The organism is uncultured Tissierella sp. (assembly GCF_902479755.1).
In the GTDB taxonomy this organism is placed as follows: Bacteria; Bacillota; Clostridia; order Tissierellales; family Tissierellaceae; genus Tissierella; species Tissierella carlieri.
Genome location: NZ_CABSQO010000010.1, coordinates 51,717 through 64,704, shown reverse-complemented (window position 1 = coordinate 64,704; position 12,988 = coordinate 51,717). Strand labels below are relative to the sequence as shown.

The 12,988-nt window shown below is 30.0% G+C and carries 18 protein-coding genes; 14 read left to right on the top strand and 4 right to left on the bottom strand.

Annotated elements, in window-relative coordinates; translation table 11 throughout:
* Window position 1: 1 nt before the first annotated feature.
* Both ribE and RDK80_RS07385 read left to right on the top strand, forming a co-directional pair.
* Window positions 2-463: a 6,7-dimethyl-8-ribityllumazine synthase gene (gene ribE, locus RDK80_RS07390; protein WP_094898949.1), complete on the top strand. Its 462-nt coding sequence runs from the start codon at window positions 2-4 to the stop codon at window positions 461-463.
* 4 nt (window positions 464-467) lie between these two features.
* Complete coding sequence (locus RDK80_RS07385; RefSeq protein ID WP_308523920.1) at window positions 468-1,130, top strand: HAD-IA family hydrolase; 663 nt, start codon at window positions 468-470, stop codon at window positions 1,128-1,130.
* A gap of 28 nt (window positions 1,131-1,158) precedes the next feature.
* Here the strand turns inward: RDK80_RS07385 and RDK80_RS07380 are convergent, their stop codons facing one another.
* The 4 genes from RDK80_RS07380 to RDK80_RS07365 form a co-directional block, all read right to left on the bottom strand.
* Window positions 1,159-1,467, bottom strand: a complete 309-nt coding sequence (locus tag RDK80_RS07380) for a hypothetical protein (RefSeq protein WP_094898951.1) — start codon at window positions 1,465-1,467, stop codon at window positions 1,159-1,161.
* Window positions 1,468-1,543: 76 nt separating this feature from the next.
* Window positions 1,544-1,756: a DUF3787 domain-containing protein gene (locus RDK80_RS07375; RefSeq protein WP_094898952.1), complete on the bottom strand. Its 213-nt coding sequence runs from the start codon at window positions 1,754-1,756 to the stop codon at window positions 1,544-1,546.
* A 68-nt stretch (window positions 1,757-1,824) separates the two neighbouring features.
* Window positions 1,825-2,745, bottom strand: a complete 921-nt coding sequence (locus RDK80_RS07370) for a VanW family protein (protein ID WP_308523919.1) — start codon at window positions 2,743-2,745, stop codon at window positions 1,825-1,827.
* A 155-nt stretch (window positions 2,746-2,900) separates the two neighbouring features.
* Window positions 2,901-3,323, bottom strand: coding sequence for a ferritin-like domain-containing protein (locus RDK80_RS07365; protein WP_256311583.1), 423 nt, complete (start codon window positions 3,321-3,323; stop codon window positions 2,901-2,903).
* Between the two features lie 165 nt (window positions 3,324-3,488).
* Here RDK80_RS07365 and speD point away from each other — a divergent pair, with 165 nt between their 5' ends.
* The 12 genes from speD to RDK80_RS07305 all read left to right on the top strand — a co-directional run bounded on the left by speD (window position 3,489) and on the right by RDK80_RS07305 (window position 12,982).
* Entirely contained in the window at window positions 3,489-4,283 is a 795-nt protein-coding gene (speD, locus tag RDK80_RS07360) for an adenosylmethionine decarboxylase (protein ID WP_308523918.1), read from the top strand.
* A 23-nt stretch (window positions 4,284-4,306) separates the two neighbouring features.
* Entirely contained in the window at window positions 4,307-5,155 is an 849-nt protein-coding gene (gene speE / locus RDK80_RS07355; protein ID WP_094898956.1) for a polyamine aminopropyltransferase, read from the top strand.
* 117 nt (window positions 5,156-5,272) lie between these two features.
* On the top strand, window positions 5,273-5,755 hold the full coding sequence (locus RDK80_RS07350) for an AI-2E family transporter (RefSeq protein WP_308523917.1): 483 nt from the start codon (window positions 5,273-5,275) through the stop codon (window positions 5,753-5,755).
* A gap of 4 nt (window positions 5,756-5,759) precedes the next feature.
* Window positions 5,760-6,350: an HD domain-containing protein gene (locus RDK80_RS07345; RefSeq protein WP_308523916.1), complete on the top strand. Its 591-nt coding sequence runs from the start codon at window positions 5,760-5,762 to the stop codon at window positions 6,348-6,350.
* A 115-nt stretch (window positions 6,351-6,465) separates the two neighbouring features.
* Window positions 6,466-7,560, top strand: a complete 1,095-nt coding sequence (locus tag RDK80_RS07340) for a hypothetical protein (RefSeq protein WP_308523915.1) — start codon at window positions 6,466-6,468, stop codon at window positions 7,558-7,560.
* Window positions 7,561-7,736: 176 nt separating this feature from the next.
* On the top strand, window positions 7,737-8,654 hold the full coding sequence (locus tag RDK80_RS07335; protein ID WP_308523914.1) for a diguanylate cyclase: 918 nt from the start codon (window positions 7,737-7,739) through the stop codon (window positions 8,652-8,654).
* Window positions 8,655-8,771: 117 nt separating this feature from the next.
* Window positions 8,772-9,458 (top strand): hypothetical protein, encoded by a 687-nt coding sequence (locus RDK80_RS07330; protein ID WP_308523913.1) that lies wholly within the window; start codon window positions 8,772-8,774, stop codon window positions 9,456-9,458.
* Between the two features lie 178 nt (window positions 9,459-9,636).
* Window positions 9,637-10,380 carry an AAA family ATPase gene (locus RDK80_RS07325; RefSeq protein WP_094898962.1) on the top strand — a complete coding sequence of 248 codons (744 nt, stop codon included), beginning with the start codon at window positions 9,637-9,639 and terminating at the stop codon, window positions 10,378-10,380.
* 23 nt (window positions 10,381-10,403) lie between these two features.
* Window positions 10,404-10,976, top strand: a complete 573-nt coding sequence (locus RDK80_RS07320) for a flavodoxin family protein (protein ID WP_308523912.1) — start codon at window positions 10,404-10,406, stop codon at window positions 10,974-10,976.
* Between the two features lie 78 nt (window positions 10,977-11,054).
* Window positions 11,055-11,843, top strand: a complete 789-nt coding sequence (gene murI / locus RDK80_RS07315; protein WP_094898964.1) for a glutamate racemase — start codon at window positions 11,055-11,057, stop codon at window positions 11,841-11,843.
* Window positions 11,844-11,877: 34 nt separating this feature from the next.
* Complete coding sequence (locus RDK80_RS07310; protein WP_094898965.1) at window positions 11,878-12,357, top strand: GNAT family N-acetyltransferase; 480 nt, start codon at window positions 11,878-11,880, stop codon at window positions 12,355-12,357.
* Between the two features lie 22 nt (window positions 12,358-12,379).
* Window positions 12,380-12,982, top strand: coding sequence for an HD domain-containing protein (locus RDK80_RS07305; protein ID WP_308523911.1), 603 nt, complete (start codon window positions 12,380-12,382; stop codon window positions 12,980-12,982).
* The last annotated feature ends 6 nt before the right edge of the window (window positions 12,983-12,988 follow it).

Genomic DNA, 12,988 nt, shown 5'->3' with positions numbered 1-12,988 from the left:
AATGAGAATAATTGAGGGAAATTTAGTCGCACAAGGTATTAAAGTTGGAATAGTAGTAGGTAGATTTAATGAATTTATAGTTTCAAAATTATTAGGCGGTGCTCTTGATGGTTTAAAGAGACATGGTGTAGAGGATGAGTATATTGAGGTAGCTTGGGTGCCAGGTGCATTTGAAATTCCATTAGTAGCTAAAAAAATGGCAAACAGCAATAAATATGATGCAGTAATATGTTTAGGTGCTGTAATTCGTGGATCAACACCGCATTTTGATTATGTTTGTGCTGAAGTATCAAAAGGTATTGCCAGCGTAACATTAAGCTCAGAAATTCCAGTTATCTTTGGAGTATTAACAACAGATAGTATTGAACAAGCTATAGAAAGAGCTGGAACTAAAGCAGGTAATAAGGGATATGATGCAGCAGTATCAGCTATAGAAATGGCAAATCTGTTAAAAAGCTTCTAAAACTATGGATAAGATAAAAAATATTATATTTGATTATGATGGTACATTGCATAATAGCATAATAATATATGGTCAAGGATTTAGACAAGCCTATAAATATCTAGTAGAGTTAGGTTATGCACAAGAAAGATTATGGGATGATAATAAGATAAGTAAATGGATTGGATTTAGCAGCAAGGAAATGTGGAATGAATTTATGCCAGAATTGCCAGAAGATGAGAAGAAGAAATGTAGCAATATAATAGGCTCATATATGATTCAACGCATAAATGAAAATAAAGCCGAACTTTATGAAGGGGCAATAGATATTCTTGAATATTTAAAAGAGAAGGGATTTAATTTAATATTTCTCAGCAATTGTAAAATAGAATATATGGAGGCTCAGAGGAGAAGTTTTAATTTGGATAATTACTTTAAAGATTTCTATTGTACAGAAGAATTTGGATTTATACCTAAATATGATATTTTTTATGCAATAAAGGCAAAATATAATGGAAACTTTTTAGTAGTTGGAGATAGGTATCAGGATATGGAAATTGCTAAGGTCTATAACTTAGTTTTCATTGGCTGTAAATATGGATTTGGAAAAGAAGGTGAACTTAAGGATTCAAATTTTTTAATCCATAATATTTTAGAAATAAAAGAAATAATTGAGGAAATTAATTAAAATAAGACAAAGTTAACTTTGTCTTATTTTAGTTGTGTCTACTTGATAAATCATTTAATAAATCTGAGGTTAATTTATTTATATCTTCCATTTGCTTATTTAGTTTATCAAATTTTTTAGATAATTCTCTATCCTTTGTTCTTCCCAAGTCATTGGCATTAAGCAGCATACTTATGCTTGTAAAATGCTCCATATTAGAAAAATTATTTTCTTCTATTTTTTTAGCTTGATTAAGTATCTCGGCAATAGCCTTTGGGTTTTCCATACTACTATCCATATTAGATGCATTGCTTAAATCTCTGTTTTGAGCTTGATCCGAAGCTTTTGGATTTTTCATGACATCATCCTTTCATATATCTATAGGATTAGTATGGCATAATATATAAAAATTATCATAAAAAATAGCCCTTAGGCTACTTTTTATTTATATCATCTACCCATTCTTTTGCCTCTACTACTGCATCATATGTCGGTATTGCAACACCAGAATCTGGTATTTTCTTTTCAGTATTGTAGTATACATCCGTTGGAGAATATCCAAAATTAGGATCTTTATGATTTTTATATGAACCAGTTGCTGATTTATATTCTGTATCAGTATTCAAACTTCTTTTGTCTTCCTTCATTTTAATCCCTCCCTAAAAACATTTCATGGATTATAATACTTATACCCAGTGACTTGAAAAAATCCCAATTAATTAGTCTCTATCACTTTAGGTAATGGCTCATAATGGCTAACTCCCATATTTTTTATGATGTAATGTTCATCATTATAGAATATAGTAATAGTTGATTTGACCGTTGCCCCATCCATTCCTCCTAGGATGGTTTTCATCTCACCCTGTTTTAAATTTTCGTTTTTAATGTGTTTAACAGGAGGAGTGGTAACATTACTAACCTCATGATTCCATATTACTTTAGGAGGCTTTTCGCTGCCATAGAATCCCATATACAATCTGTTACCAATCATTTCTGCCCAAATCAATATTGAATTTTCTGTAGTATTTTTAAATCTAAGGTCTTTTACACCGTAGGCTACAGTTGCATCCTGCCCATAAGGTACATAATTAACTGGCATAGAGTGATTATGTCTTTCTATTACTTCAAGGTTAGATAATACAGCTAGATTATAAAGAGTTGTGGCAATTTTACATACTCCTCCACCTTCAGTCATTATTATATTACCTCCAATATAGGAGGCTCCCTCTCTAAATCCTCTAAGCTTAGTATAAGGACCTATGGCGGAATTTTGAGAAAATATTTTAGAAGATTTAATTACCTGACCTTTAACTTTTTGACTAGCTAAACTAACATTATATTCCTCTCCAGGTAATGGATTTTTAAGAACCGCACAAAAACCAGCTATAAGGGTATGAGTATCATATTTATCCTTAGCCTTTAAAAATTCCTTATCATTTCTCCAAGGCATATTACTTACTTCTCCCGATACTTCAGGAATATCATAGCGTTCATTCCTTTTATTGATCATAAATTCAGGCTCAGAATTAACAATTGTAAATTTATTATCTAAAATTGGATTACTAATAGCATAAGATTTTGTTGATAATAATATAGCTAGACTAATTGGTAGAATAGTTAATTTAAATTTATCCATAAGAACCTCCATATATAAAATAAGATTTATATCCTAGTAATATAGTTTCTTGATTTTATGGATAAAATATTCTAATGTTCATTGCCATTATCTGTTATGTAAGTATGATTTAAAATTTTTAAAAGCATCTAGAGGTAAGCTAGACGCTTCTAAATTTAAAGAGAATTGTAAAGAGTACTAAATTGAGTAGCATGTTCTAGTTCATCTACCATAGCATAATAAAATGTATCTCTGACAAATTGATCGGAGGTGGAAAGCTGTACATCCCTATAAAATTCGCCTGCTTCCAGTTCACCTTTTAATGCTATTAATATTCCTTCCTTGTAATTTGGATAAATTGTGGGGGTAATGACATATTGTGGCATATAACCTGTAAGATAACAATAAAGTCTAGAAAATTTTTCCAAGTGATCCAATTCATCTTCCATAGCATGTCGAATAAACTCTCTATGCAAATCATTTGGGGCTTCTCTTAACAATCTTCCATAAAATTCAGCAGCTGTGGCTTCATCTACAATTGAGTCATATACAAATTCAACTATTTGTGGTATTTTATGGCATCCCAGTAATGGTAACATTTTATCCCTCCTTAATTTCTTTTCATAATATTTTATTCAGTTTGAGAAATAATGTGAGTAGGTTATGTAGTGATAGAAAGGATTAACTATAGACATAATGGGACAAATAAAGTAAAATTATATGAAGACAAAAGCCTTATATAATATTTAGAAATGGGGTAAGAAATGGAAAAGCTTATGCTATATGGTTTTAATAACCTAACAAAGACACTTAGTTTTAATATCTATGATGTTTGTTATGCTGTGACACCAGAGGATAAACAAAAGTATATTGAATATATTGATGAACAATATAATTCAACCAGATTAACAGAAATACTCGTAGAAATTACTAAAATGATAGGTGCTAATGTTTTAAACATCGCTAAGCAAGACTATGAGCCTCAGGGTGCTAGTGTGAATTTACTAATTACAGAAGAAGCTATACCAATTGTTTCAATCGATCCATCTTGTAATGCTGGTACTTTAATACCTACACCAAGACATGTATTAGGTCACTTGGATAAAAGTCATATTACAGTTCACACTTATCCTGAAAGTCATCCTGATAAGGGAATAATGACATTTAGAGTGGATGTAGATGTATCAACTTGTGGAGAAATATCACCACTTAATGCACTAAATTACCTAATTGAGAATTTTGACTCAGATATTATAATTTGCGATTATCGAATTAGGGGATTTACAAGAGATATAAATGGAAATAAGCATTTTAAAGATCATCAAATTAACTCAATACAAGATTTTATATCTCCAAAAAACCTAAGTTTATATAACAGTATTGACGTTAATGTATATCAAGAAAATGTATTTCATACAAAGATGATATTAAAGGAACTAGAATTAAATAATTATTTATTTGAGATGCAAGCGGAAGATTTGAGTGATGAAGAGAAAAGTAGGATATTAAAAAAATTAAATCAAGAAATGTATGAAATCTATTATGGACGTAATTTCTAGAGTGATTTTAAGGAGGTCAACAAATGGATTTATGGTTTAATGAATGGAATACGGATACTTGTAAATTTTCAATAAAGATTAAGGACCCTATATATTCAGAGAAAACACCTTTTCAAAAAATTGATTTTTTTGAATCCTATGATTTTGGAATATTTTTTACATTAGATGGTATGATGATGGTAAATGAGAAAGACGAATTCATATACCATGATATGATAACTCATATACCCATGTCAGTAAATCCTAATATTAAGAGGGTATTAGTCATAGGCGGAGGAGATGGAGGTACGGTAAGAGAGCTTACTAGATATAATAGTATTGAATTAATTCATATGGTAGAAATAGATGAAAGAGTAGTAAGATTATGTCAAAAATATTTACCTGTAACCTCCTCAAAGCTGGAAGATGAAAGAGTTACATTGTTTTTTGAAGATGGTATAAAATTTGTAAAAGATAAAGAAAGTTTTTATGATTTAATATTAGTTGATTCTACAGACCCAATTGGTCCAGGAGAAGGGTTATTTACTACTAGCTTTTATAGGGATTGCTATAAAGCATTGAATGAAAATGGAATTCTTATTAATCAACACGAAAGCCCTTACTTCGATCAATATAAGGAAGAAATGCTGAAAGCACATGGAAAGTTAAAAAAGATATTTGATGTATGCGAAGTATATCAATTTCATATGCCGACCTATTCATCTGGACATTGGCTATTTGGATTTGCATCTAAGGGACTCAATCCAACTAAAGATCACAAACCAGAGGAATGGGAGAATCTAGGTTTAAAGACTAAATACTATAATTCTCAAATTCATCAAGGAGCATTTATGTTACCGACCTATGTAAGAGAATTATTAGAATCAGTATAATTATAAATTGCTCTAAAATATTAAATATTTTAGGGCTTTTTTATTTACAAGAAGTATAGCTATGATATAATTTCAAATAATAGAATTATTAATGTGAATGGTTAAGGGGAGTAGTCAATGGATAATAAAAAAGATTTTTTGAAACAAATAATGAATGATACTGGAAAAGGTATTAAGGGGTATATGAAAGCTCAAGTTACTCTAATGATTATAACCTTTATAATACTAGGTATAGGACTAACTATTATAGATGCCAAACATCCTATTCTAATATCGGCAGGAATTGCAATATTAGATATTATTCCTGTTCTTGGAGCAGGTATTGTTATGATACCTTGGGCTGTAATCAATTTTATTATAGGCAATAAAGATATGGGGGCAGATTTAGCAACTCTTTATGTTATTTTGGTTATCTTGAGACAATTTATAGAACCCAAAATTGTAGGTAAAGAAATTGGAGTTAGACCCCTTTATACATTTATTGCAACTATATTAGGTTCTATTATATTGGGACCAGTAGGGATTATATTAGGACCTTTAGTAGCTGTAATTATTAGTTCAATTATGAAAACAAAGAAGAAAACAGATAATAGGAGATGAGAACATGATAAAAGAAAGATTATTAAAGGACATAGAATTTATAGTAGAACTAGATAAGATGAAATCCATTTTAAGGCAAACAAGTTTAATTAATGAAGATAGAAGGGAAGATGATGCTCAGCATTCTTGGCATATATCTGTTATGGCAATGATTTTAGGAGAATATTCTAATGAGAAGATTGACATATGCAAGGTAATAAAAATGTTATTAACTCATGATTTAGTAGAAATATTCGCTGGAGATACATTTTGCTATGATAAAGTAGGAAATGAAGATAAAAAAGAAAGAGAAAATCTAGCTGCTGAAAAGATATTTGGAATGCTAGAAGAAGATAAAGGCAGAGAATTGAGAGGCCTATGGGATGAATTTGAGGATGGAAAAACATCAGAATCATTGTTTGCAGCATCTATGGATAGGCTTCAGCCAATGCTAAGTAACTATTATAATAATGGTGGAACTTGGAAAAAGTTTAATGTGGCTAAAGAAGACATTTACAAGAGAATAGAACCAGTGAAAAAATCTTCAGATGAACTATGGAGTTTCGTAGAGAATATGATTGAGGATGCATATGATAAAGGATTGATATCAAAGTAGTTGCTGGGAGAAAGAACATAAGACGGACATTAAAATATATTAGGTTCAAAATAAAGAAGTTTTTATGCACCAAACTTATAATATATTATTTTGAGAAATAAGGGTGTTTTATAAAATGACAATTAGTTATAATGGAGGTTACTTTCAAAATATTTCTCAGAGGGCAGCATATGAGTATTGCATGGCTTTTTCGGATTATACATCTATGGTATCAGAAGGACTTGATCATGGCACCCAAGAACATGTAGAAGGCTCATATAAAGATTTACATAAATTTTTTGGGGATTTATATGATGAATTATTTTACCATCCAGAGAATTTCTATTTACCTACGACAGAGGATATGGCTTATGAAGATTTTGAGCCTAAAGAATCAAGACCAGAAGTTACTAAAGCTTGGTATAAGCCAAAAACAGAAATTAAAAATGGGTTAGAGTTTTTATATGCAATAGGACAAGTTGGCGTAATTAATCAACAGAATTTACTTCTAAGTAAAGAACAATATAATAATATTGTTAAAAAATCTAAAGTCAAAAAACAGTTTATTAAAAGTATGCAATGCGTTGGACTTCATGTAATAGATGAAGAAGAAAATATAATTATTACAAATACTAGATATCCTAAAATGATGCCAGCACTAAAGCAGCTAGCAGTTGGATGTCAGCAACATAAGGATGAGATGGGGTTCATTTATTTTTATCAGTGCAATTTTAAGGCAATTAATCCTAATTATGAGATTGATGCTCCTACAATTTTGAAAAAAATTGCAACGATTCAATATGATAAAATAATATTACTTCATAACTATTTAATAAACCAGGGTTATAAGGCTATTTGCAAATATCCCAATATTAGCTATCAAGGCAGCAGAAAATCTAAATCTACTCCCCTACTTGTTATAAGCTTTGATCCAAGAGCAAAGGAAACATTTGGATTTAGTCTTAAATTAGCAAGTATAAATAGACTAATCCCGCATATTTATAATCAGCCAGACTTTCTTCAAGAAGATTTTAATAATCGTACCCGCTTATGCACGGGGTGTGGGTGGTGCAACAGCAGAGACGGTATGAATCCTTCAGTTTTTGAGTATAAAGGAGAAACGAAAACCTTATGCTGTTGGTATTCTTTTATTATACATCATCATTTAGATGACGAATTATTTAGAGTCATCAAACAGTATTCTATTTTGCACCAGATGCTAGCAAGCTAGGTTAAAGTATGTATTAGATAAAATTTATAGGGGATATAAATTAGGGTGGATAGCAGTAAGTATCTACCTTATTTTACTTATAGATTTTAAGTTAAACGACAAATATATTGTTGTAAGTTCATAGAATGGGGTATATTGGAAGTAAATGAGAGCATTACTTATTTAGGAGAGATATTATGGGGCAAAATAGTAATATTGATTTTTTAAAAGATGAGGAAAAACTAAAGCTAATTGCAGCGATTGAACAAGCGGCTGTAACTATTATAATGACAGATATAGATGGAAATATTCAATACTGTAATCCGGCTTTTGAACAGATATCAGGATATTCGTTAAAAGAAGTAATTGGAAAAAACCCAAGAATTCTCAAAAGTGGACTAACCCCTAGCAATGTATTTGAAGATATGTGGAATACCATAACTAAAGGAAAAGATTGGAAGGGAGATCTGATTAATAAGAAAAAAGATGGCACAATCTATTATGAAGAGGCTAGAATCACACCTATAACTGACAGTAATGGGAAAATAGTTAATTTTTTAGGAGTAAAACAAGATGTTTCTAGAAGAAAATATTTGGAGGAAAAGTTAAAACAAACATCAATAAGAGATTCATTAACTAACATATATAATAGAGGATATGCATTTGAAAGATTAGGTCAAAGTATAGAACTATTTAAGAAAAAGGAGGAAAATTTTTCTTTAGCATTAGTTGATATAGATTTTTTTAAAAACATAAATGATACTTATGGTCATCAAGCAGGAGACTTTGTGTTAAAAGAATTTGCAGAAATACTTGCTTCAAGTATTAGAACCTATGATGTATTAGGACGTTATGGAGGAGAGGAATTTATCCTAATATTACAGGGAATAGGCAAATCATCCTCAGTAAAGGTGATTAAAAGAGTTTCAGAAAGAATAAAGGAATCTCTTTTTAATTATGAGGATAAAAAAGTAGAGATTACATTTAGCTGTGGAATTGTCGATGCTTCTGAAATTGGGAAAGAAACCATATCATTGCAAAATATGATTTATGAAGCAGATAGGAGATTATATGAAGCTAAAAATACAGGAAGAAATAAGATAATAGTAGATTGATAAGGGATAAATGATCCTCTGATATAGCAAGAGACTCAATCCATGATGAGGACTGAGGATATAAATATTAATTAATCGTATACTATTGTTATATAAATGATGAAAGGTTGAAATGATATGAAGAATAGGATATTGTTGATAATATTAGCGATTACAATTGTTTTAATTGGATGTACTCCAAAAAATTCAGTAAATGTAGATTTAGAAGAAAAGATAAAGGAAAAAGATACAAAAATATCTGAGCTAGAAGATAAAATTAATGAACTTGAATCTCAACTGAACAATGTAAATCAACCTATGTCCAATAATAATCTGCTATCAATAGTAGTAGATGTGATGGATTCTATTAAAAACAAGGATATGGATAGGTTATCATCCTATGTTCATCCTACAAAAGGGCTCAGATTTAGTCCCTATGGTCACATAGATACTGAATCAAGTCAAGTGTTTACAGTGGAAGAAGTAAAAAATCTTAAAGAAGATAATAAGGCATATTTATGGGGACATTATGATGGGTCAGGGGAACCCATTAAATTGAATTTTAATGATTATTATAAAAGATTTGTTTATGATAAAGACTTTGCAAATCCTCAAATCATAGGAAATGATATATCCATAGGAGAGGGTAATACTGTGGATAATATAAAAGATGTTTATCCCAATAGTCATTTTGTAGAATTCTATTTTAAAGGATTCGATCCCCAATATGCTGGCATTGATTGGAGAAGTTTAAAATTAGTATTTGAAGAGGAAAATGGAAAGATGTATCTAATAGCTATAGCTCATGGTGAATGGACTATATAAAATAAGGAGGATAGTTAAACTATCCTCTCTATTTATTTTTGTGATGGTTGAGATGATAATATTTTGCTTTTTAAGAAGGAATTTCACTTGATATGTAGAATACATAGTATAATATGAGATTATAGAAAATGAATCAATACATTAACAATCAAATAATATATAGACTTAGGAGAATAAGATGAAAAATTTAAACATTAATCAATATATAAGGAGCATTGAATTAAATTCTAATAAAATATCTTCTTTTGTAGAGTATCCTTTCTGCCTTCCTGCTATTAGAAGTTTATCTATTTTAGATTTTCATCCTAAGGTTACGTTTATAGTAGGAGAGAATGGAACAGGAAAATCAACGATTTTAGAGGCAGTTGCAGTGGCCTATGGTTTTAATCCTGAGGGAGGAACAAGAAATTTTAATTTTTCGTCAAATGATACTCACTCAGAGTTATATGAATACCTTAAGTTAATAAGAGGAGCTAAGATTCCCAAGGATGGATTTTTTTTAAGAGCTGAAAGTTTCTATAATGTTGCAACAAATATTGATGAATTAGAAAGAGAGTGTCCAGGGCTTTTAAATTATTATGGTGGAAAATCCTTACATAATCAATCACATGGTGAATCCTTTTTCTCCTTATTTATGAATAGATTTAGGGGTGAAGGATTATACATATTGGATGAGCCTGAAGCTGCATTATCTCCCTCGAGACAAATGTCCATGATTAGTAGAATGCATCAATTAGTTCAGCAGGGATGCCAGTTTATTATTGCAACTCATTCTCCAATAATAATGGCATATCCAGATTCAGTTATTTATGAAATAAAACATGGATTTAATAAGGTGAAATATGAAGAAACAGAGCACTATCAAATTATGAAAGCCTTTCTAAATAATACAGAAAAAATGTTAAATGTTTTAATAGAATAATTTTATACAGGGAGGGTTATTTTATGGAGAAAAAATGGATTGCTATATTGGGTAGTCCTAGGCGTGGTAAGAATACAGAAGGTCTAATGGATTACTACATAAAGGAGTTGGAAAAAAGAGGAAGAAAGGTCGATAAAGTAATACTAAGTGAAATTGAGCAAAATAGCTGTAACGGGTGTGAGTATTGTATTAGGAACAATACTTGTCATCATAAGGATGAAATATCTTCAATAATTGATAAAATTAAAGATGTAGAAGGAATAATTCTAGGTTCACCTTCTTACAACTATAATGTCACTTCGTATATGAAGATATTTCTTGATAGACTCTTCTCATTATTTGATTTTGGAAATGGTAGCTGGAGCAGTCAGTTAGATTCAAAAGGAATAAAGTCAATTGTAATCGGTGTTTGTGCTGGTCCAGATTCTTTAAGTATGGGTTTTACAATTGAAGCAATGAAAAGAGTCATGATGGATCATGGTGTTGAGATATTAATAGAAGAAAGTTATTTTGGAACAAAAAGAAATCCAGTAGATAGAAATGAAGAAATTAGAAGCGAGATTATGAGAAAGTTTGACGAGGTATTTTTATCATAAGTTAATTATTTTGTAGTATAATAAAATTATAGCTATGTTAGATTAGCATATAAATTTTATTTATTTGGAGGAATAGGAATGCAAATAGGTTTTTTTGACTCTGGTGTCGGAGGGATTACTGTATTATATGATACACTAAAAATGTTACCTAATGAAAATTATATATATTACGCAGATACATCAAATGTTCCTTATGGACCAAAACCGAAGGATGAAGTTAAAAAATATATATTTAATGCTATAGAATTTATAATAGAACAAGGAGTTAAGGCAATAGTTATTGCTTGTAATACTGCTACAAGTGTAGCTATTGAAGAGTTAAGGGCGAAGTATAGTATTCCAATTATTGGAATGGAGCCTGCTGTAAAACCTGCTGTTGAAAGAAATAGAAATACAAATAAACGAGTATTAGTGACTGCAACGGCTTTAACCTTAAAGGAAGAAAAACTTCAAAATCTTATTACTAAATTAGATAATGACCATATTGTTGATTTATTACCACTTCCAGGATTAGTTCAATTTGCAGAGGGATTTGAGTTTAATGAAGAAATAGTATTACCATATCTTGAAGAACAGTTACTTAAATATGATTTGAATAACTATGAAACTATAGTTTTGGGCTGTACCCATTTCTCTTTCTATAAAGATATATTTAGAAAAATACTTCCAGCAGATATTGATATAATTGATGGAAATATTGGTACAGTAAAACATTTAAAAAGAATTTTAGAAAGAATGGATGCTATAAATGAAGGGGATGGTAATATCATTTTCTATAATTCGGGGCTGAAGGTGGAGAATAAAGAAAAATTAGCTAACTATGGAGAATTATTTAAAAGACTAGATATTATAAACAAATGCGATTAACTTTTTAAATATAGATAAGGATGGTAAACATAGAATGGAATTTCAGATTATCAAAGCTTCAAAAGAGTATAAGAATATTGTAGGAAATTTAATGCAATTTTATTTCTATGATTTCTCTGAATTTGTAAAATGTGATGTTGAAGATAATGGCTTATATAGGGCCTATGAATACTTAGATGATTATTGGAATGAAGAAAATCATCGTTTTCCATATCTGGTTAAGCAAGATGGGAAGTATATAGGCTTTGTATTAGTAAGACTTATCGAATCAGAAGAAGAAAATTATTTTTCAATTGCAGAATTTTTTATTATGAAGAAATATAGAAGAAAAGGAATTGGACAAGCTGTAGCTAATAAAATATTTGATTTACATAGAGGTCAGTGGGAAGTATTTCAAATAGAGACAAATAAACCAGCTCAAGCATTTTGGCATAAAACAATTGATGAGTATACTAAGGGACAATTTAAGGAAAGAAGTGAGAATGGAAAAAAGGTACAGGAATTTGTTAACTAATTTTATATAAGGGGAATTGGGAATGGAAAAATATTTAAATTTTAAAACAACTGGTGATTTTAAGAAAGATATAGAATCATATTTTTTGATGCATGATAAATTAGATAAATATGAGCATACCCTCGATGTAGTTAGAGAGCTCCATAATATTGAAAAACAATTTGGGCCAATAGAACAAGGAAGTGAGATTGCTTGTTATTGTCATGATTTGGGAAGAGTAGTAGACAATGATGAAATAATAGAATTTTGTATGGAAAATAATATTGAAATTACTGATGAGGAAAAGCAGATGCCTTCAATTTTACATCAGAAAATATCAAGCATTATAGCAGAAACTGTATTTAAAATAAGGGATGAAAATATATTAAATGCAATTAGGTATCATGCAACATCAAGGAGACAACCAAGTAATATGGAAATAGAAGTGTTGTTAGCTGATAAGTTAAGTTGGAAAGAAGAAGGATATGAAAAACTTGTAAATGAGATTAGAGAAACTCTGAAGTATTCAAGGGAAAAAGCAATATTACATTACTTAACAGACCTGGAGCTAAACAAAGAAACATTACCTTTATATCACAAGGATTCAAGGGAGGCCTATGAGTACTTTAGTCAGAAATTTTTATAAGAGGTG